A 19059-nucleotide genomic window follows, 5' to 3' on the forward strand; every position below is an offset into this window, starting at 1 on the left:
AATTTTGTGGAAGGAAAGCTGTCCCAGGTGTAGAATCATCTGAATAGTACGCTTCTGTGAGGGGAGAAGGATAATGAGCCTGGAATTTAAAAAGATTCGCAGCACTCTGATTGTACGGGTCGCAGGCGAAATGGATATGCTCATCGCCGACAAAATGCGGACCGAGATCGACAGGAGAATAGATGATAAATCCGTCAAGAATCTGGTGTTAAACCTGGAAAAGGTCACCTTTATCGACAGCTCTGGCCTGGGGGTGGTCATCGGGCGCTATAAGAGGATTACTGCCAAGCAAGGCCGAATGTTTATCGTGGGCGCCAGACCACAGGTGGAGAAAATACTGTTTTTTTCTGGGGTGAACCGCCTGGTGCCGATGTATAAGAATGAACAAGAAGTGATTAATATCTAGGAGGTGGAGGCCGACGCAAGTCGGGAACACTATGAATTTAAGGAATTATGTCAGGTTTGAATTCTTTAGCATCCCGGAGAACATTGCCTTTGCCAGGTCTTGTGTAGGGGCCTTTGCAGCGCAGTTAGACTGCACTCTGGAAGACATCGAAGAGATCAAACTGGTTGTATCTGAGGCGGTTTCAAACTGCATCATCCACGGTTATGAAAACAACCCGACGCAGATGATTACCGTGATGGTCAGTATCAACACCCACAGCGTGCTGGAAATAGTGGTGGAGGACCGGGGCAAAGGCATCGAGGACCTGGAACGGGCTATGCAAGCCGCTTATTCTAGTGATCCTAACCGAATGGGCTTGGGATTTACTTTCATGAAATCATTCACCGACGACCTGCATGTGGATACTGCGCCCGGCCAGGGTACTACCGTACGCCTGCGGCGCTCATTTGTGAAGAACGAGGAAGCCCTGGCTTGAGGAGTTGATAATGGTGTCCACTTTTGATAATTACAAGGAAACCGAAGAACTGCTGCTCAAGGTGCAGGCCGGGGACAACAGTGCGCGTGCCAGGGTATACGAGGCCAACATCGGTTTGGTATACATGGTCATGGAACGTTTTAAGAACACCTCTTATGATTATGAAGACCTGTTCCAGGTGGGTTCTATCGGACTGCTCAAAGCCATTGACAAATTCGATTTCCAGTACGGGGTAAAGTTTTCCACCTATGCGGTGCCGATGATAATCGGTGAAATAAAGAAATTTCTCCGCGATGACGGCATTGTCAAAGTGCAGCGCGGCATTAAAGAAAATTACGGCCGGATACGCTGGGCTCAGGATAAACTCAGGGGAGAACTGGGACGGGAACCGAGCGTCAATGAGATCGCCAGTGCTCTGGATATGATCAAGGAGGATGTAGTCACCACTATTGAGGCCTGTCAGGCACCAGCCTATATACATGATGCCCTCCCCGGGGATGACCGCGGCTCACCATCATTGCTGGACCGATTGGGAGATGAAGAAGGAAGTGTGCGTCTGCTGGAGCAGCTGGCCCTGCGCGAAGCCTTGAGCAAGTTGTCCTCCCGGGAGCGCGAGGTCATACTACGGCGCTTTTTCAAAGATGAGACCCAGTCGTCCATCGCCACCGACCTGGGCGTATCCCAGGTGCAGGTATCACGTATAGAGAAGATGGCTATCAACAAATTGAAGGAGATGCTGGGATAGATTAGAACTAGCTATAAGGGGCGTTGCACTGATGCGTAATTTGCGTCAGGCGACGCTCCTTTGTATTGCCTAAGAATAAATGCGGCTTATTATCAGCACAATAAAATGAAACCTAAATAAAAGGAGGTCATATTTTGCAGGTGAGAGTAGCAGAATTCGTCGGTGAATCTGATCAAAGCTGGCAGCACGCTGTAGAACAGGCAGTTACGGAAGCATCTAAGAAGTTTCAGCGCATTTCCGGGGTGGAAGTTATCAATTGGACCGCCTCCTGTCAAGGCGACCGCATTGTTGAATACAAAGCGGATGTGAAAATTGCTTATACTGAATAACGTATAATAGACCATCCCAGGCCTGGAATGACACCAGATGTTGATTCCAGGCCCTTTCTAATGAATAAAAACCGCCTCTTATGGGCAAAATATGGTTTGCAAGGGGGGAAACTGATGCAGACACCAGACCAAAAATTGAAAGAACTCGACAGGCAGGAGTACGAAGAACTGGCCAGCCAGATCAGGCCCAAGCCCAAATGGGCTGCAAACTTGCTGTGGGCTTTTGTGGTAGGAGGCTTGATCTGTACTCTGGGCCAGTGGATGGTAAACTTCATGGTCAGCCGGGGGGTTAGCCTGGCGGACGCCAGTTCATCAGCGTCTTGCATTCTCATCTTCCTTGCCGCAATGGCTACCGGACTCGGTTATTACAATCAACTCGGTCAGCGGGCCGGGGCCGGCTCAATCGTGCCTATCACCGGATTTGCCAATGCCATCGTGGCCTCAGCCCTTGAATTTAAACGGGAGGGCTATATCTTCGGAGTCGGTGCCAGGATATTCAGTGTGGCCGGCCCCACTCTGGTATTCGGATTCGTGGTGGCGGTCTTGGTAGGACTGATAAAAGTATTTTTAACTTCTTAAATTCGGGGAGATGTGTGTATGCCGGGAAGAAAGAAACGCGGCCAGCAAACCGTGGTTTTTGAAAACCCTCCAACCATAACCGCCTGGGCCTCAGTTGTTGGGCCAAAAGAAGGCGCCGGGCCATGGGGGGCAGAATTCGACGTGGTCATGGATGACTATATCTTCGGCGAGAAGACCTGGGAAATCGCCGAATATAAAATGCTCCGCGGCACTATTGAAAGAGCCCTGGAAAAACGCAACTTCCGTCCTGAGGACGCTGAATTGCTCTTGGCCGGAGACCTCCTCAATCAGATCGTGGCTTCCAATTTCGCCGCCCGAGACCTGGAAATACCTTTTTTGGGCCTTTACGGGGCTTGCTCCACCATGTCCGAGGGTCTTACGGTTGGGGCCATGCTGATGGATGGGGGCTATTTTGATCGCATAGTGGCAGCAGCCTCCAGCCACCATTATACAGCCGAGCGGCAGTATCGTTTTCCCACTGAGCAAGGGGTGCAAAAGTCCCAGACGGCTCAGTGGACTGCCACCGCCGCCGGGGCGGTATTGCTGGAATCGCGGGGCAGCGGGCCATATATAAAAGCGGCCACGGTAGGCAAAGTCATCGATATGGGTCAAACCGATATGGCCGATATGGGCAGTGCCATGGCAGGTGCCGCAGTACACACCATTAAAACCCATCTGGACGATCTGAATCTGCCGGGAAATTACTATGATTTGATCGTCACCGGTGACCTGGGCAAGGTCGGTTCGGCTATTGCCAGCCAGCTTTTTGTGCGTGACGGCATAGTCAACCCGAATTATAGCGATTGCGGAGTGCTTTTGTATGACCAGAGCCAGGCAGTGGGCTCGGGGGGCAGCGGTTGTGGATGTTCGGCTTGTATGCTGTGCGGCCCCCTGTTGAAGAAGATGCAGAACGGAGAGTTGCAAAAACTCTTATTGGTTTCCACCGGAGCTTTGATGAGTCCGATAATCTCGTTCCAGGGTGAATCCATCCCCAGCATCGCCCATGCGGTGGCCATAGAAATGTACTAGAAATGTAGGAGGCAATCACATGGTTCCTTTATATATGGCTTTTTTGGTAGGTGGCTCGTTATGCCTGATCGGGCAGATAATAATGGATGCGACCAAAGCCAATGTTACTCCAGGGCATATTTTGGTGGGATACATAACTTCAGGTGCCATTTTAAGCGGCTTGGGAATCTATCAGTCCCTGGTCAACCTGGGCGGGGCGGGAGCCACCGTGCCTCTGTCAGGCTTCGGCCACTTGTTGGTGCAGGGCACACTTAAAGCGGTCGAACAGAGGGGCCTTCTGGGGGCTTTTAGCGGTGGGGTGGAGGCTGCTGCGGCAGGGATAACCGCAGCCATTGTGTTCGGTTACCTGGTGGCGGTGGTTTTTAATCCCAAGGTAAAGGAATGAACACCGAACCCCTGCCGGTGATTATCGTGACTGATGGAGATGCTGCAGCGCAGGCTGCCCTTGAAACCGCCTGCTATGATCTGGATTTGTTCTTTCTTAGGTTGAATTCTATAAACTCCATCCCGTTAAACGGCCCTGAAACGGTGCGCCAAATTCTACAAGCCCCCAAGGCGCCGGTAGTAATCGCTGTGGATGATTGCGGTCAGCCTGGGGTAGGGCCTGGGGAAGAAGTCATGGAATGCCTCTTGCGTGAGCCGCGCATTAAGGTGTTGGGGGTGGTGGCGGTAGCCTCCAATACCAGGGTCAAGGGGATTCCGGTAGAATGCTCGGTAACTGCACAGGGACGGGTAGTGAAGGCTCCGGTAGATAAAACTGGAGAACGCCGGTCTGCAGCGTTTTTTCAGCAGGGGGACACTTTAGAGATCATGCACAAACATCCTGACGTAATGGTCATCGGCTGCGGTGACCTGGGCAAGATGAATGGCTGCGATGATAAGAGTCAGGGGGCCAGCATAACCAGTCGCTGTCTGCAGGAGATAATCGACCGCTCCAGGCACAAGCCCCAGCAACACCCGCAGACCGGCGCGCCATTGAACAAACAGGGAGGATAAATAATCAATGACACGAGTAGGAATACCACAGGGACTGTTTTATTTCTATCACTATCCCCTGTGGAAAACCTTTTTTAGTGATCTGGGAGCGGAAGTAATCACCTCCGGCCCAACCAGCAGGCAGACCATAGATGTGGGTATCGACCATGCGGTTGACGAATGCTGTTTGCCTATCAAGGTCTATTTCGGACATGTATACCAAATGATGCAACAGCAGCCCGACTATATCCTGGTGCCTCGTTTGATCAGCACTGAGCACAGGAGCTATATCTGTCCTAAGTTCATGGGTATACCGGATATGATCCGGGCTACTATGCCCGACTGCCCTCCGCTGATCGATATTACCATTGACTGCAGCCGCGAGACCCGACAGTTGTGGAGGGATATCTATCAGCTGGGGACTCTGTTCAAGGCCAGCCGCAAAAGTACCAAAGCTGCCTATGAACACGGATTACAGGAGATGAGAAGTCTGCGCGTTCTGGTCCGGCAGGGCTATACACCCGGTGAGGCTATGCAGCTGTGGGAAAATAACGGTGAAGGCCAGACTTTGGATAATAATAGTGATATTTGCGTAGGTGTACTGGGACACGGTTATTCCCTCTATGATCCTGCCATCAGCCTGAACCTGATTCAACGGCTGCGCGACCTGGGGTGCAAAGTGGTTTTGTTGGAATCCTGTTCCCGCGACCTTGTGGAACAGGAAGCCGCACGTCTGCCCAAAAAAGTGTTTTGGACTCTGGGGCGGAAGATGCTGGGTTCAGCTCTGGTGATGGACCAGAGTGAGGACATAGACGGTATAGTGTATTTGGCCTGTTTTGGCTGTGGACCGGATTCCATGGTAGGTGACATAGTGTCCCGCAAGGTTAATCACAAACCATTTATGCTGGTCACCATCGACGAGCATAGCGGCGAAGGCGGGCTGCTTACCAGATTAGAGGCCTTCTGCGATATGTTGAGAAGAAAGCAGGTGCGCGAGCTTGAGAGTAACATTCCCGCATATGGGTTTTATGCACATTCCCATTAAGTCTCTATTGGAGGGTCTGCATCGCGAGGTGGTAGTCCCGCCTCCCATAACTCAGCATACCCTGGCCCTGGGCATTAAATATGCCCCGGAATCTGCCTGCCTGCCACTGAAAATCGGCCTGGGCAATTACATTGAGGCCTTGGAGGCCGGGGCGGATACCATTCTAATGGCTGGTGGATGGGGACCATGCCGTTTCGGATTATACGCTCAGGTGCAGAGAGATATATTGCAGGAATTGGGCTACGATTTTCAAATGGTTATTCTGGAGGCTCCGGACTCCAAGATATCTCAACTATTCGATCAGCTCAAACGCCTGGGGGAAAAGGTGTCTTTTTTCGAGGCGGTTCAAGCCATCCGTTTTGCCTGGTATAAAACTGCGGCTATTGAAAAAGCGGAAGAACGCTATCTTTTTACTTTGCCTCGAACCATTGATAAAGACAGAGCGGAACAACTGTGGGATCAAGTGTTATTAGGTATCGATCAGGCCAAAAGCCGAAAAGCCGTTGACGAAATCCTGAACCAGGCTTTACAGGCTTGGGATGGACTGCCGCTGCACCATGAACCGGTTTTGCGCATCGGCCTGGTGGGAGAAGTGTATACTGTTTTAGAACCTTTCTCCAATCAGAACATAGCCCGCAATCTGGGCAGGCTCAATGCCGAGGTGAGCAACTCCATTCAACTTACTGAGTGGCTTAATGACAACCTTTTCAAGGGTCATCTGATCAAATCGCGCACCCCCCATATAAACAACTGTGCCAGACCGTATTTGCCTTGCAGTGTTGGCGGACACGGGCGTGAAACTGTAGGCACGACGGTGAATTTCGCTCATCAGGGCTATGACGGAGTTGTTCAGGTGGGACCTTTGACCTGCATGCCGGAAATAGTAGCGCAGACCATCTTGATACGGGTGGCCAAAGAGGAGCAAATTCCCTGTATGACCCTGTATTTCGATGAGCACTCCGGGAATGCCGGGATACAGACCCGGTTGGAGGCTTTTACCGACATGCTGCGGCGCCGTAAGGCGCTGCAGACCGAAAACAGTGATTTCCAACAAGGAGGAACTTGTAGTGCAGTACTTTCTAGGGGTTGATATCGGATCGGTCAGCAGCAATTTTGTGCTTATTGACCAGCAGCAACAGGTCGTGTCCAAGGTCTATCTGCGCACTAACGGAAATCCCGTAAATGCAATTCGCGAAGGCTTCCAGAGCCTGCGCCGCCAAATGCCTGAAGATGCTGGAATAGCTGCTGTTGGGGCAACCGGGAGCGGCCGCCATCTGGCTGACATAATACTGGGTGCAGATGTGGTCAAAAATGAGATAACCACCCATGCGGTAGCGGCCTGTCATTATGACCCAGCCTGCCAGACAGTCATCGAGATCGGGGGTCAGGATTCCAAAATAATCATTCTGCGCGATGGTATTGTCTATGATTTTGCCATGAATACTGTGTGCGCCGCAGGAACCGGGTCATTCCTGGATCAGCAGGCTGCTCGGCTGGGGATCGCCATTGAGAACCTGGGTGAACAGTCCCTGGCTTCTTCACGGCCAGTGAGGATTGCAGGCCGCTGTGGGGTTTTTGCTGAATCCGACATGATACATAAACAGCAGATGGGCTATCCCATGAGCGATATATTGATGGGCCTATGTGAAGCCATGGTAAGAAATTATCTTAACAATGTAGGCAAAGGCAAAAAAATATTAGCTCCGGTGGTTTTCCAGGGTGGAGTAGCAGCCAACCGGGGAATCCGAAAGGCCTTTGAAAAATCCTTGGGCTTGCCGGTGGCAGTACCCGAGAACCACGATGTTATGGGAGCCATCGGTGCAGCTATTCTAGCTGGCGAAGCCGTATCTGCGAGCCAGCCGACCCGTTTCAGGGGAGACGGCTTCATACTAGAAGGTGACTTTAAGACTCGCAGCCTTGATTGCCAGGGCTGTCCCAACCTATGCGAAGTGGCCTGCATCATGCGTGACCGCAAGATACTTTCTTACTGGGGGGATCGCTGCCGCAAATGGGAAACCTCCCTTAAACCTGCCGCGCAGGCGGTAGTAGTGTAGCTCTCACTCATCCTCTAAAATGGTCAGGAGCTGATTTTTCAGGCGGTAGAGCTTCTCTGCTGATTGAGGCTCCTGCCGCATGTCCAGTTCCAGTCGCAACTGCGCAGGCCGGGCTGAGAGCCAGGTTGCGAGAAACTATTAACAAAGCCTCTCCTATATCATGGGTTACAGCTGATGTCAGGAAAGCAGCTTATGACGACGGACGGGATTGCTCAGTAATGACCCGCTTTATAAGCTGGCCGGGTATGAGATCGAAGCCTTCCTCCAGCGGCAGAGCAGGGGGATGTGCGGCAAATTTGTGCGATTCACAGAGGCAGTAGAAGGGTATGTGGCTTTTCAGGCAAGCCTGAGCCAACTCCAGACTGGGATGTCCGTTAATAACGGTCCCATCCGCAAGTATGCTGTCAGCACCTATCAAGGCTAGGTTTAACTTCCCCAGGTGGGAAGGAAGTTGTGACATGCTGATGACCTGGCACTGTATCCCCCCAACCCTCAGAGTGGAGGCCATCATCTCACCATAGGACATTGGGCTGCTTCCCTGCGCAGCTTCAACCATCAATACTGAACAGTTCTTGCCCTCAGCCGCGGCCTGCAATAGGGCAGAAGCAACCGTGGCGCTGAAGCTGCAACTCAAGAGGCGGTCCCCGTTACTGATCATGGCAGCGCCGTTTTTGACTGTCAGGTCGTAATCCCGGTCCAAAGCTTTTAATATCTGCTCTACCAGAATGCTGACCGCTTCAACGGGATGCTCAGGCGGAGCGGCGATCCTCAGAGCGTCGATACCCTCTCTAAAAACCTGCAGGCCGTTAAATATGGAAGCCATTACTGGCCTGATGCGCTGCAGCCGGACAGCTAGAGATTCCAGTTCTTGCAGGTATTCCAGCCAATTCCCGCAGGGCAGTTCGGCAGCTTCATCTTTTAACAGCAACAGGGCCTGACGCAGCAGAAAGCTGGCTCCGTGCTGCCGATCCAGGGCCAACTGCCGGGCTTTAATTTCTTGTCTAGGCATCGGCTACCTTTAGCCAGGTTGCATACAACATAGGAACACAGTCGAATTTCTTTATATCCTGTGGCGCTATCCACTGGTATTCCACATGTTCCCAATCCACGATGATGCGGTCCGGGCTCTTGACGTAAAAACGGAAGGGATGCACCAGCCAGAGTGTATCCCTGTCCGGCACTTCAAGAACGGAACCCGATTTTACCAAAACCAGGTCTTTAATGTTCAAACTGGCTTCTTCTTCGATCTCCAAATAAGCCTGGTTCAGCGCACTGCGGCCTTCAGGAAGATAGCCGCTGATCCCTGCCCATTTGCGTTGATAAGAGCCCACCTGTGAGCTGCGCTTTAAAAGCAGGATTTTGCCGTCGTGTTCCAGGAAACAGGTTATGACATGATTGCTTACCAAGGCTTTACCTCCTTATGCTGCGCTGTGGCCGGAAAATGTGCGCTTGGCGCCGGGCTGCCTTGCTGCCCGAGGTCTACTGCGTTATATTTACTATAATACATGGAAAGGAACCCTCATGGCTACCATTGACCAGCGCCTCCTGGCGGCCAGTGAGATGATTATTGCCGATGGTACGGTAGCGGATATCGGTACCGACCATGGCCAGCTGCCGCTTTTTCTGCTTGAAAAAGGATTGTCACCCCTGGTCATAGCTACTGAATGGGGCGACGGGCCATTTTGCCGGGCCCGGAAAAGCATTGCCCAATCACCCTGGAAGGACTCCATTCAGTTGCGGCAGGGGTATGGGCTGGAACCGCTCAAGCCGGGTGAGGTCCAGAATGTTGTGATCATGGGTATGGGGGGTGATCTGCTGGCCGCTATCATCAGCCGGGATTGGCTTCACAGCGCTTCTTTTGAGCGGTTGGTGTTACAGCCCATGACCAGGCCTGCAGTAGTGCGCCGTATCCTGGCCGCGAAAGGCTGGGTCTTGCTGGAAGAGAGGGTGGTTCAGGTGAAAAATCGGTTCTTTGTGCTTATGAGCTATCGCCCCGGGACAAAGCCTTACCAGCTCTCCCCATTGGAAGAACAAATTGGGCAGCACATTTTAAAATCCTGCGGGCCTACCGAACTGGCGTATATGTCTTATTGTTGGCGCGGTTTCAGAAGAATAGCTGATAGCCTGTCCCAATCGGGACAGAGCGCCACCATCCCCAAGTTGAACCAATACCAAGTCCTATGCAGAGAATTGGAGGATATTATCAATGGCATACACGGTTAAAGATATCATCGCCACACTGGAGCAACACTACCCTTCTTATTTGTGCGCTTCCTGGGATAATTCCGGCCTGCAGCTAGGCTCCCCGCTAGCTGTGGTTAAGAAAGTCGGTGTAGCCCTGGACTTGGATCCGTACATCGTCGCCAATGCGATAGAGGCAGAAGTGGATATGATCATTACCCATCATCCCCTGTTTTTTAAGGGGATCAAAAGCCTGCGCTCCGATAGTTCCTGGGGAGCCATGATATATCGGCTTATCTCGGCAAACATTGCCGTTTACGCGGCACATACCAATCTGGACGCGGCCCCCCGGGGTTTGAATCAGCGCCTGGCTGAGATGCTGGGACTACAGGATATTAAGCCTTTGTTTGCAGACATAGAGGGTGAACTCAATAAAATCGTGGTCTATGTTCCTATAAGCCATGTCAAAGCGGTACAACAGGCTATGGCCGAGGCAGGTGCTGGCCATATCGGCAACTATTCAGCCTGCAGTTTTCGCACCGCCGGCATCGGTACTTTCCGGCCTGAAGCCGGAAGCAACCCCTACATCGGTTCCGCAGGGGTGATGGAGGAAGTGGAGGAGTACCGCCTGGAGACGGTGGTGGAAAAAAACGGCTTAAGAGAGGTCATCGAGTCAATGTTGTCCGCCCATCCTTATGAAGAAGTAGCTTATGACATTTTTCCCCTGCTAAACCGGGGGCCTACCTACAGTATGGGCCGCAGGGGGCGTTTGCCCCAACCGTGTCCTCTGGATCGGTTGGCCGAACAGGTTAAAGATGTCTACCAGTGCCAGGGGTTGAGGGTGGTTGGTGATGGAAGCCAATCAGTACAGCGGGTGGCATTGATTAGTGGTTCCGGAGGATCGCTGTTGTCCAGATTCAACAGTAACATAACCGATGTGGTGATCACCGGGGATGTGAAATATCATGAAGCCCAAGAAGCACAGCTTAATGGGGTAAAAATAATAGATGCCGGACATGAGGACTTAGAAAAGCATATGATACCCTTGCTCGCCGAAGTCTTAAAGCATAGGGTTGAAAGCCGACAGCCGGATATTAAGGTGGTTGAATTACTCCCGACTCCGATATTCAGGCATTTATAAAGGATTGGCCGACTGCTCCTGGCGAAGGACGATGATCCGGATAACTGAGCCAATATTGTAAAAATGTGGTATATGCCGTAACAATGGGACTTGATGAATAAAAGCTTATTTTAACAGGTAAAATGTATTTAAGAGTTTTGGCATCGGATATTTAAAAAAAATTTCCGAAAAACATTTGTAAATAGCAGGAATTGCCGTTTTTTTGGGGAATGTAAAATATGGTTAATAAAATAACATAAGGGAGGACTATGTCGTGAACAAATCGGAACTTGTTAAGTCAATAGCGGAAAAGGCAGAGATCACCCAGAAGGATGCTGCCAAAGCCCTGGATGCTACGGTTGAAGCTATTCAGAAGGCCTTAGCCGGCGGGGATAAAGTGCAAATCATAGGTTTCGGAAGTTTCGAAGTACGCGACCGCAAGGAAAGAAAGGTCATTAGCCCGGCAACCGGTGAAGAAATTAAGGTTCCTGCCACCAAAGTTCCGGCATTCAAACCCGGCAAATCCCTTAAAGAAGCTGTTGCGGTAAAAATACCGGTAAAAGCTAGTGCTAAGAAAAAAGGCGGCAAAAAGAAATAGCAACAAAATAGCAATTAAAAAAAGAGGTATATAGGATATACCTCTTTTTTTATTGTATGTAGCCGAATTGATGGGCAAGTAAATCTGTAAGCGGAGTTCTGTATTCGATAGTCATCTATCTGGGATGCCAGTTGCCTGACACCTCTTGCGACCTAACCCGGGAACGAGGCGGGCAACCTCATGGTTCCTCTATTCGGTCTTGCTCCAGGTGGGGTTTACCGAGCCGTTTAGTCGCCTAAACGCTGGTGAGCTCTTACCTCGCCTTTCCACCCTTACCAAAAACGGAGGTCGGAAATCGAAAGTCCATTCTGTATAGAGCCTGGTTGGCTAATATCTAACTTCCGACATCCGATTTCCGACTTCCGTTTTGGCGGTTTGTTTCTGTGGCACTTGCCTTAGGGTCGCCCCCACTGGACGTTATCCAGCACCTTGCCCTGCGGAGCTCCGACTTTCCTCAGGTTATAAACCTGCGACTATCTGATTTACTTGCCGAATGTATCAACTCGTGCAGTATTTATTATAATTACTAGAAGCATGGTTGTAAAGCAGCGTGAAATTATGGCTTTAAATAAAAAATGTGGCGAGCCAGGGAGGAAAAAAGTAATTTTTAGAGAATACATAACCTAGCGAAAGCAGGGAGTGACGGAGAAGATCAGAAATGTTCAAGTTTCTTGTTTTACCTGTGCTAGAATTATAATATACTTACTAAAGAGATAAAGGGGGGTGAAGAAAGATGTTGTTTGGATCGGAACATGCAGCTGCCGGGGGGTTTTATAATGGTCCGCTTTTTACCATTCTGGTTATCCTTTTAACGGTGTGGATCTTTCTGAAGTTCTGTGGTTGGGCCAAGAAACAGGCGCTGTCAGCAGGCGCTAAAAAGGGTATTTTTATACTCACCGCCGTGGGTGCAATAGCTTTTAACGTAATGTATTCTCTGGGGAATTCAGCGTTTGAACGCGGCGAGGGTCTCAATATGGCCACCATCGCGGTTGTATCAGCATTAGTGTGGGTGTTCATTTTCTCCTACGCCCTGATGTCAGACACAAAATAGGTTATACGGTTTAAAGGCGGCTTTATGCCGCCTTTTTTATTGGTTATAATAGCCCTATAGTTTAAAAGGGTGGATAAACATGGATGAACTCACCAAAATAACCATTATTCGTAGCGATCAGACGGATACAGCGGTCTGGTGCTATTCCGGGCAGAACCTCTGGGAGGCCTTGGCAGCTAACGGATTGATATCATCTGGGGCTTGTTCAGGACAGAAACTCTGCGGCAAATGCAAGCTCAAGGTTAAGGGGGAGCTTTCGGCACCTGATGAAGCAGAACGCTACCTGCTCTTGCCTGAAGAGGTAAAGGCGGGGGTTAGGCTGGCCTGCCGTATTCCGGTGGTTCCAGGCCTGGAGGTATTTCTCGAGGATCTGCCGGGGGTGGCTGCTCGGTCAGCTTTCACCACTGCAGTAATTCAGGATTCTGAGCACAAAATTACCCACAAAAAGGTTTATCTTCCCGGTTTTGATCGCCATAATCCGGTTTCAATACAGGAAAGGCTGCAAAAAGCCGTCTCTAACCTGGAAGTGCATTTAAACCCGGTTGAGCTCAACCAATTGCACCGTATTGACCGGGCCGATCGTCCGGTATTGGAATTGAACGCTTTGGTGGATGAGCAACAGCGTCTGATTTATGCCGGTAAAACCAGGCAGAAGCTTTATGGAGCAGCTCTGGACATCGGCACCACTAGCCTGGTGGGAACGTTAGTCGACCTGGAAACCAATCAGACTGTGGCTACAGCCACTATGCCCAATATGCAACGGGTTTATGGAGATGATATTATCTCTCGTCTGCAGTATGTGTTGAACCATGATGACGGCTTGCAGACCCTGCACCAGGTTATCATCAATAATACCAACACTTTATTAGCCCACCTCACCAAGAGCTGCAGCAGTCATCCTCAGGAGATATATCGGCTTGTCATGGTGGGCAATCCGGTAATGACTCACCTGTTTCTGGGTCTTAATCCGGCCGGCATGGCACAATCCCCCTTCTGTGGGATCATAACTGATGCTTACCGCTGTAATGCAGCCGAGCTAGGCGTGGTGGCGCACCGTAAAGCGGAGCTGCTGGTTCCGCCCCAGGCCGGCGGGTTCATCGGAGCGGATGCCCTGACCGGTTTGCTGACCTTAAAGGAACCGATTCCTACGCCTTATGTGTTTATAGATATTGGTACCAACAGCGAGGTTATATTGGACTCTGGCGGGGGGATGTGGGCTGCTTCAGCAGCTGCTGGGCCGGCCTTTGAAGGGGCTGGCATCCGCTGTGGGATGAAAGCCGCCAATGGTGCCATCGATCATTTCTATTGGCAAGACCAAAAACTGTCCTATCATGTGCTGGGAGGCGGAAGTCCTCGCGGTATGTGCGGGTCAGCTCTGGTAGATTTGTTAGCCTATCTGTTGGAGAAAGGTATGCTGTCAGCAAATGGCAATTTGCTTGAGACTGAAGCGGGCTTAAAATCGAGGCTGGGTGAGCAGGGCAGGGAATTAATCATTGTGCCCGCCGCTGATTCTTTCCAGGGTATCCCGGTGGTATTAAGCCAGGAAGACCTACGCCGCCTGCAATTGGCCAAAGGGGCGGTGCGGGCTGCCATCGAGGTCTTGATGGGAGAGAGCGGGGTAAAAGTCCAATCTCTGAAAGCAGTATATCTGGCAGGGGCCTTCGGCAGTTATCTGAATGCTGAAAACGCTATAAAAGTTGGCCTGCTGCCCCAGGTAAACCCGGAAATGGTTCATAATATCGGCAATGCTGCCGGCAGGGGCGCTGCCGCTTACCTGTTAAGTGAGACTGCCCGCCACCAATTGGGCAATCTCAGGCATAAGCTAAAGACCATTGCCCTGGCTGAACACCCTGAGTTTCAGCAGCAATTCCTGCGCCACATGGATTTTTAATGCACATACTATTGGTGAGGCATCTGAACGGTTTCGCCTGGCTCTGTCAGGTCGGATACTGCTGCAGTTGTCTAGCTGCACCTGTAAAGGTATACTGATTAGGGACCACTCCACAGGGAGGAGGTCATTTTACAGTTGCGCGCCATTATGCGAGAAGGAGCCACCATGAGCGACATCGTGATTTTGTTATTCAGTCTGGGCATCATACTGGCTGGAGCAGAGGTTTTTGTCAATGGGGTGGAATGGCTGGGACATAAACTCAACCTTTCTGAAGGTGCGGTAGGCAGTGTATTGGCTGCTGTTGGCACCGCTTTGCCGGAAACCATCATTCCCATCATCGCCATCTTTTTCGGCAATGGCAATGGAACCGGACACGAAATCGGCATTGGCGCTATCCTGGGAGCTCCTCTCATGCTGTCCACCCTAGCCATGTTTGTTACTGGAGCAGCGGTGGTAGTATTTAAAGGTCGACGCGTCCACAGACTGCAGGTGCGCGCTGATTGTACCAGTATGTCGCGGGACTTGAGTTTTTTCTTGGCGGTGTTCCTGCTGGCTTTGGGCTGCGGATTGTTACCAGACAGTTTGAGATTCGTCAAGGTAGTGGTGGCTTTGCTGATGGTAGGGGCATACGTCTGGTATGTGGTGACCATGGTTACACAGGAGCGGGATATAGAGTCCGACCACCAATTGCCGGACTGCTATTTTGCCAAAAAGCAATGCCCCCCTTCCCTGGCGATGGTGCTCCTTCAGGTGCTATTTGCCCTGGGACTGATAGTGTTAGGGGCCAATATGTTCGTGAATGCAATAACTGAATTGGCCTTGCTTTACGCGGTTCCGGCCTTTGTGCTCGCCATCATTATAGCCCCCATAGCCACGGAATTGCCGGAGAAATTCAACAGTATTATATGGATTTCCAGGGAGAAAGACACCCTGGCCCTGGGCAATATCACCGGGGCAATGGTTTTTCAGGGCTCAGTCATACCAGCCTTGGGAATAATCATGACTGAATGGAGACTCACTGGAGGAGCTTTCTTGTCAGGAATTCTGGCTATTATGTCTTCGTCCTTCCTGCTCTGGCAACTTCGCCGTAACGCTTATATAAGTGGTAGTTCTCTGTTATTATGCGGATTGTTTTATGTGCTCTTTATTGCTGCCGTTTTTCAAGGCTGGATCCATTAAAGGGGGATTATTAGAATGGATATTGAAGCGCGTTTACTTGCTGCAGGCATAGTCCTGCCCGAAATCAGCCCCCCTCTGGCGGCATATGTACCTGCCGCCCGAAGCGGCAACCTGTTATTTATATCCGGGCAGCTACCGCTCAAAGAGGGGAGCTTGGCCTATCAAGGCAAAGTGGGACAGGAACTCAATTTGGAGGAAGGCCAGTCAGCCTGTCGGCTGGCCACTATAAACTGCCTGGCAGTGCTGAAAAAATACATCGCCGATTGGGGGCAGTTTGTCAAGGTAGTCAAGTTAACCGGCTACATAAACTGTGAGCCCGATTTTACTGCTCAGCCCCAGGTATTAAACGGGGCCTCACAGTTGCTGGAGAGTATATTCGGCTTCCAGGGCCGACACGCCCGGGCTGCGGTTGGAGTCAATGCCCTTCCTATGGGAGCGCCCTGTGAGGTGGAGATGGTGGTCGAAATTCGCTAATGGAGGCTGGGCAGTGGTCAGACTGCCCAATAATAATTAATCAGGAAGTGATTTTAGTGGTAAGCAATCCTTATGATAAAGCCCATGAACTGGCCCGATCGATACAGGAGAGCCAGGTTTTTCAGCGTTACCTGGCCGCCCAGCGGGTGGTGGATCAAAACCCCGACCACAAAGACAAAATACTGCGGATGCGCGGCAAGCAGATGGAACTGAATCGTGCCCAAATCCTGGGTCAAGGACTCCCGCCTGATATAATGAGCGAACTATCCCAACAATTGGCAGAAATGCGGCAATATCCGGAAATGAATGAATTTTTGGAAGCGGAGACCCATTTTTTTAATTTATTCCAGGATATTCAGAATATAATACAGAAGGCTCTGGATGGGGAATTGAAAGGGTAAAGTCCAGATAAAATGATGAAGCCATTTTAAAAGGTGGGGTTTGTTGACCCTGCCTTTTTATGAGAAGCTTTCCAGTAGCCTTATACTGGTCTTAGGTATACAATATTATTCTGAATATGGTATTTACAAACCGGGTCAAATGGTTTCACAATTAACCCAGCTTATGCTTCTTATCAGGCATTAAACCAGGGGTTTTTTGTTTTAAGGGGGTTAAAGAAGTGACATGTGGATGCAACCTTCCAAAACGCTTGGAGGCGGCTTTAGATTGCGAAGTCGATCTCGACCTTATCAGGGGTGTTCTGCAACACCACCATGACCAGGCCGGAAGCCTTATAACGGTTTTACAGGAGACACAGGCTGTATATGGGTATCTCCCTATGAGGGCTTTACTGCTTATTGCTCAGGAAATGAAGTTAAAGCCATCCAAAGTATACGGTGCTGCCACCTTTTATACCCAATTCCGTCTCAAGCCGGTGGGCAAACACCTCATATTGTTGTGCCAGGGAACCGCTTGCCATGTCAATGGAGCGGACCGGATCGCCACTGCCTTGTGTGAGGAACTGAAGATCGATATCGGAGAAACCACAGCGGATGGCTTTTTTACCCTAAATACGGCTGCCTGCCTGGGATGCTGCAGCCTGGCTCCGGTGATGATGATCGACGGGCAGGCTTATGGACCGCTGACAGCTGATAAAGCCCGGGCCGTGATCAAGAGGATTTACAGCAGCGAACGGGCGGTAGACGGGGAAGGTGAAACGGCATGAGAGTGAGAGTCGGATTGGGCAGTTGCGGCATTGCCGCCGGAGCCCTGGAGGTATGGGATGCTCTGCATGATCTGGCAGCAGCACCCGGGCTGCATATAGAGGCACAACGAACCGGTTGTAACGGAAGGTGCTATCAGGAACCTCTGGTAGATATCGTTGAGGAGGATGGTTCGATCCATTCCTATGGCAGAGTCAGCCCGCAGAGACTACAAGAGATAGTAGAGGCCCATCAAAGCGGGGCTGGTCCCTTGAATGCTTACCTTACCAGCACTCAGGACCAGGGCGATGAATTCTTAGGCCGCCAGATCAGGGTGGCCTTGCGTAATTGTGGCCGTATTGACCCGGAGTCACTAGAGGATTATCGCCTGGTGGGTGGATATGAGGCCTTGCAGCAAACGCTCGCCATGTCTTCCGACGAGGTGATTGCCGAGATCAAAACCTCTGGATTGAGGGGGCGCGGCGGAGCCGGTTTTCCCACCTGGTTTAAATGGCAGGATACCAGAAATCAACCGGCATCAACCAAATATGTGGTGTGCAATGCCGACGAAGGTGATCCTGGAGCATTCATGGACCGCAGCCTGCTGGAAGGTGATCCCCATTCGGTATTGGAAGGCATGGCCATAGCAGGTTATGCTATTGGGGCTAAGGAAGGCATCATCTACTGCCGGGCCGAATACCCTCTGGCCATAAAACGGCTCTCCATAGCAATTCAAGCTGCCCGTGAAGCCGGTCTGTTGGGAGATGGTATTTTAAACAGCAGCTTCAGTTTTGATATCCGCATTAAGCAGGGAGCGGGTGCTTTCGTCTGCGGCGAAGAGACTGCCTTGATAGCTTCTCTGGAAGGGGAGCGGGGCATGCCCCGGCTCAAACCGCCCTATCCGTCAGTCAATGGTTTATGGGGTAAACCCACCAATATAAATAATGTTGAAACCTTTGCCAATGTTCCCTGGATCATAGCTAATGGCGGAGCCGCTTTTGCGTCCATGGGCACCACCGACAGCAAAGGTACCAAGGTGTTCGCCCTGGCCGGCAAAGTGAACCGGGGCGGATTAGTAGAGGTTCCTATGGGGATCACTCTACGGGAGGTCATATATGATATTGGTGGAGGGATCAGAAATGGCAAACGCTTTAAGGCCGTGCAGCAAGGCGGACCGGCTGGAGGGTGTATTCCTGAAGCCCATTTGGATACTCCCATCGACTATCAGCAAATCACCAGCCTGGGAGCCATCATGGGGTCGGGGGGAATGATAGTAGTCGATGAAGATGCTTGCATGGTGGACATGGCCCGCTATTTCCTGGATTTCACCCAGAAAGAATCCTGTGGCCAATGTGTGCAATGCCGCATCGGCACCCGCCGCATGCTGGATATAATCGAGCGCATCTGCGAGGGGCAAGGCCAGCCGGATGATATCGAACTGCTGCAAGAACTAGCTCAGCAAATCAGTGAGACCTCTTTGTGCGGTCTCGGGCAGGGAGCACCGAACCCGGTTTTGACTACCTTGAGGTATTTCCGTGAGGAATATGAGGCCCATATACACGACAAGAAGTGTCCGGCTAAACAATGCAAAGCCCTTATTCAATATAGCATCGATGTCGACAAATGCACGGGTTGCACCATATGTGCCAGGAAATGTCCGGTACAGTGCATCCGCGGTGACAAGCGTGAGGTGCACTACATTGAGCAAGAAAAGTGTACCAAATGCGGCACCTGTTTGGAGGTCTGCCCCACCCGTTTCTCGGCAGTAAGGGTCGACTAAGGAGGA

23 protein-coding genes and 1 other RNA gene are annotated in these 19059 nt (G+C 51.1%); 21 read left to right on the forward strand and 3 right to left on the reverse strand.

Annotated elements, in window-relative coordinates:
• Positions 1–73: 73 nt before the first annotated feature.
• From spoIIAA to AC15IQ_RS08395, 11 genes are all read left to right on the forward strand, one after another.
• A complete protein-coding gene (gene spoIIAA / locus AC15IQ_RS08345) occupies positions 74–406 on the forward strand; it encodes an anti-sigma F factor antagonist (RefSeq protein ID WP_483178499.1) in 333 nt (110 codons plus the stop codon).
• Between the two features lie 31 nt (positions 407–437).
• Positions 438–881 carry an anti-sigma F factor gene (spoIIAB, locus tag AC15IQ_RS08350; protein ID WP_483178500.1) on the forward strand — a complete coding sequence of 148 codons (444 nt, stop codon included), beginning with the start codon at positions 438–440 and terminating at the stop codon, positions 879–881.
• Between the two features lie 13 nt (positions 882–894).
• Positions 895–1626 (forward strand): SigB/SigF/SigG family RNA polymerase sigma factor, encoded by a 732-nt coding sequence (locus tag AC15IQ_RS08355; RefSeq protein WP_483178501.1) that lies wholly within the window; start codon positions 895–897, stop codon positions 1624–1626.
• A 140-nt stretch (positions 1627–1766) separates the two neighbouring features.
• Positions 1767–1955, forward strand: coding sequence for a dodecin family protein (locus AC15IQ_RS08360; protein ID WP_483178629.1), 189 nt, complete (start codon positions 1767–1769; stop codon positions 1953–1955).
• Between the two features lie 114 nt (positions 1956–2069).
• Entirely contained in the window at positions 2070–2534 is a 465-nt protein-coding gene (gene spoVAC, locus AC15IQ_RS08365; RefSeq protein ID WP_483178502.1) for a stage V sporulation protein AC, read from the forward strand.
• An 18-nt stretch (positions 2535–2552) separates the two neighbouring features.
• Positions 2553–3563, forward strand: coding sequence for a stage V sporulation protein AD (gene spoVAD / locus AC15IQ_RS08370; protein ID WP_483178503.1), 1011 nt, complete (start codon positions 2553–2555; stop codon positions 3561–3563).
• A gap of 19 nt (positions 3564–3582) precedes the next feature.
• On the forward strand, positions 3583–3948 hold the full coding sequence (gene spoVAE, locus AC15IQ_RS08375) for a stage V sporulation protein AE (protein WP_483178504.1): 366 nt from the start codon (positions 3583–3585) through the stop codon (positions 3946–3948).
• Positions 3945–4559 (forward strand): stage V sporulation protein AE, encoded by a 615-nt coding sequence (locus AC15IQ_RS08380; RefSeq protein ID WP_483178505.1) that lies wholly within the window; start codon positions 3945–3947, stop codon positions 4557–4559. Before spoVAE ends, AC15IQ_RS08380 begins: the two co-directional genes overlap by 4 nt.
• A 7-nt stretch (positions 4560–4566) precedes the next feature.
• Positions 4567–5583, forward strand: coding sequence for an acyl-CoA dehydratase activase-related protein (locus AC15IQ_RS08385; RefSeq protein WP_483178506.1), 1017 nt, complete (start codon positions 4567–4569; stop codon positions 5581–5583).
• Complete coding sequence (locus AC15IQ_RS08390) at positions 5537–6673, forward strand: CoA protein activase (protein WP_483178507.1); 1137 nt, start codon at positions 5537–5539, stop codon at positions 6671–6673. Before AC15IQ_RS08385 ends, AC15IQ_RS08390 begins: the two co-directional genes overlap by 47 nt.
• On the forward strand, positions 6651–7637 hold the full coding sequence (locus AC15IQ_RS08395; RefSeq protein ID WP_483178508.1) for an acyl-CoA dehydratase activase: 987 nt from the start codon (positions 6651–6653) through the stop codon (positions 7635–7637). Before AC15IQ_RS08390 ends, AC15IQ_RS08395 begins: the two co-directional genes overlap by 23 nt.
• A gap of 190 nt (positions 7638–7827) precedes the next feature.
• Here the strand turns inward: AC15IQ_RS08395 and AC15IQ_RS08400 are convergent, their stop codons facing one another.
• Positions 7828–8646, reverse strand: a complete 819-nt coding sequence (locus AC15IQ_RS08400; protein ID WP_483178509.1) for an eIF2B alpha/beta/delta subunit family protein — start codon at positions 8644–8646, stop codon at positions 7828–7830.
• Positions 8639–9043: an NUDIX domain-containing protein gene (locus tag AC15IQ_RS08405; protein ID WP_483178510.1), complete on the reverse strand. Its 405-nt coding sequence runs from the start codon at positions 9041–9043 to the stop codon at positions 8639–8641. Before AC15IQ_RS08405 ends, AC15IQ_RS08400 begins: the two co-directional genes overlap by 8 nt.
• 115 nt (positions 9044–9158) lie before the next feature.
• On the opposite strand from AC15IQ_RS08405, the gene AC15IQ_RS08410 reads away from it, so the two are divergent.
• The 3 genes from AC15IQ_RS08410 (at position 9159) to AC15IQ_RS08420 (ending at position 11536) form a co-directional block, all read left to right on the forward strand.
• Positions 9159–9860 (forward strand): tRNA (adenine(22)-N(1))-methyltransferase, encoded by a 702-nt coding sequence (locus tag AC15IQ_RS08410; protein WP_483178511.1) that lies wholly within the window; start codon positions 9159–9161, stop codon positions 9858–9860.
• Positions 9844–10959 carry a Nif3-like dinuclear metal center hexameric protein gene (locus AC15IQ_RS08415; RefSeq protein ID WP_483178512.1) on the forward strand — a complete coding sequence of 372 codons (1116 nt, stop codon included), beginning with the start codon at positions 9844–9846 and terminating at the stop codon, positions 10957–10959. The genes AC15IQ_RS08410 and AC15IQ_RS08415 overlap by 17 nt, the downstream gene beginning before the upstream one ends.
• A gap of 253 nt (positions 10960–11212) precedes the next feature.
• Positions 11213–11536 (forward strand): HU family DNA-binding protein, encoded by a 324-nt coding sequence (locus tag AC15IQ_RS08420; RefSeq protein ID WP_483178513.1) that lies wholly within the window; start codon positions 11213–11215, stop codon positions 11534–11536.
• 71 nt (positions 11537–11607) lie between these two features.
• Here AC15IQ_RS08420 and rnpB read toward each other — a convergent pair.
• An RNA gene (gene rnpB / locus AC15IQ_RS08425) (RNase P RNA component class A) lies at positions 11608–12025 on the reverse strand.
• Positions 12026–12269: 244 nt separating this feature from the next.
• Here rnpB and AC15IQ_RS08430 point away from each other — a divergent pair.
• The 7 genes from AC15IQ_RS08430 (at position 12270) to AC15IQ_RS08460 (ending at position 19053) form a co-directional block, all read left to right on the forward strand.
• Positions 12270–12587, forward strand: a complete 318-nt coding sequence (locus AC15IQ_RS08430) for a hypothetical protein (RefSeq protein WP_483178514.1) — start codon at positions 12270–12272, stop codon at positions 12585–12587.
• Between the two features lie 79 nt (positions 12588–12666).
• The gene (locus AC15IQ_RS08435; RefSeq protein ID WP_483178515.1) at positions 12667–14478 is read left to right on the forward strand and encodes an ASKHA domain-containing protein; all 1812 of its coding nucleotides are present in this window, start codon (positions 12667–12669) and stop codon (positions 14476–14478) included.
• A gap of 135 nt (positions 14479–14613) precedes the next feature.
• Positions 14614–15657, forward strand: coding sequence for a sodium:calcium antiporter (locus AC15IQ_RS08440; RefSeq protein ID WP_483178516.1), 1044 nt, complete (start codon positions 14614–14616; stop codon positions 15655–15657).
• A gap of 15 nt (positions 15658–15672) precedes the next feature.
• A complete protein-coding gene (locus tag AC15IQ_RS08445; RefSeq protein ID WP_483178517.1) occupies positions 15673–16131 on the forward strand; it encodes a RidA family protein in 459 nt (152 codons plus the stop codon).
• Positions 16131–16532, forward strand: coding sequence for a YlbF/YmcA family competence regulator (locus AC15IQ_RS08450; protein ID WP_483178518.1), 402 nt, complete (start codon positions 16131–16133; stop codon positions 16530–16532). Before AC15IQ_RS08445 ends, AC15IQ_RS08450 begins: the two co-directional genes overlap by 1 nt.
• 218 nt (positions 16533–16750) lie before the next feature.
• The gene (gene nuoE / locus AC15IQ_RS08455) at positions 16751–17296 is read left to right on the forward strand and encodes an NADH-quinone oxidoreductase subunit NuoE (RefSeq protein ID WP_483178519.1); all 546 of its coding nucleotides are present in this window, start codon (positions 16751–16753) and stop codon (positions 17294–17296) included.
• Positions 17293–19053: an NADH-ubiquinone oxidoreductase-F iron-sulfur binding region domain-containing protein gene (locus AC15IQ_RS08460; RefSeq protein ID WP_483178520.1), complete on the forward strand. Its 1761-nt coding sequence runs from the start codon at positions 17293–17295 to the stop codon at positions 19051–19053. The genes nuoE and AC15IQ_RS08460 overlap by 4 nt, the downstream gene beginning before the upstream one ends.
• Positions 19054–19059 lie beyond the last annotated feature (6 nt).

The sequence above is a fragment of the Syntrophomonas sp. DTU019 genome (genome assembly GCA_913757435.1).
GTDB lineage: Bacteria > Bacillota > Syntrophomonadia > Syntrophomonadales > Syntrophomonadaceae > DTU019.

Coding starts and splice junctions, on each gene's coding strand:
- spoIIAA (WP_483178499.1), top strand. CDS start 74: ATGAGCCTGGAATTTAAAAAGATTCGCAGCACTCTGATTGTACGGGTC.
- spoIIAB (WP_483178500.1), top strand. CDS start 438: ATGAATTTAAGGAATTATGTCAGGTTTGAATTCTTTAGCATCCCGGAG.
- spoVAC (WP_483178502.1), top strand. CDS start 2,070: ATGCAGACACCAGACCAAAAATTGAAAGAACTCGACAGGCAGGAGTAC.
- spoVAD (WP_483178503.1), top strand. CDS start 2,553: ATGCCGGGAAGAAAGAAACGCGGCCAGCAAACCGTGGTTTTTGAAAAC.
- spoVAE (WP_483178504.1), top strand. CDS start 3,583: ATGGTTCCTTTATATATGGCTTTTTTGGTAGGTGGCTCGTTATGCCTG.
- AC15IQ_RS08380 (WP_483178505.1), top strand. CDS start 3,945: ATGAACACCGAACCCCTGCCGGTGATTATCGTGACTGATGGAGATGCT.
- AC15IQ_RS08385 (WP_483178506.1), top strand. CDS start 4,567: ATGACACGAGTAGGAATACCACAGGGACTGTTTTATTTCTATCACTAT.
- AC15IQ_RS08400 (WP_483178509.1), bottom strand. CDS start 8,646: ATGCCTAGACAAGAAATTAAAGCCCGGCAGTTGGCCCTGGATCGGCAG.
- AC15IQ_RS08410 (WP_483178511.1), top strand. CDS start 9,159: ATGGCTACCATTGACCAGCGCCTCCTGGCGGCCAGTGAGATGATTATT.
- AC15IQ_RS08415 (WP_483178512.1), top strand. CDS start 9,844: ATGGCATACACGGTTAAAGATATCATCGCCACACTGGAGCAACACTAC.
- AC15IQ_RS08430 (WP_483178514.1), top strand. CDS start 12,270: ATGTTGTTTGGATCGGAACATGCAGCTGCCGGGGGGTTTTATAATGGT.
- AC15IQ_RS08435 (WP_483178515.1), top strand. CDS start 12,667: ATGGATGAACTCACCAAAATAACCATTATTCGTAGCGATCAGACGGAT.
- AC15IQ_RS08445 (WP_483178517.1), top strand. CDS start 15,673: ATGGATATTGAAGCGCGTTTACTTGCTGCAGGCATAGTCCTGCCCGAA.
- AC15IQ_RS08450 (WP_483178518.1), top strand. CDS start 16,131: ATGGAGGCTGGGCAGTGGTCAGACTGCCCAATAATAATTAATCAGGAA.
- AC15IQ_RS08460 (WP_483178520.1), top strand. CDS start 17,293: ATGAGAGTGAGAGTCGGATTGGGCAGTTGCGGCATTGCCGCCGGAGCC.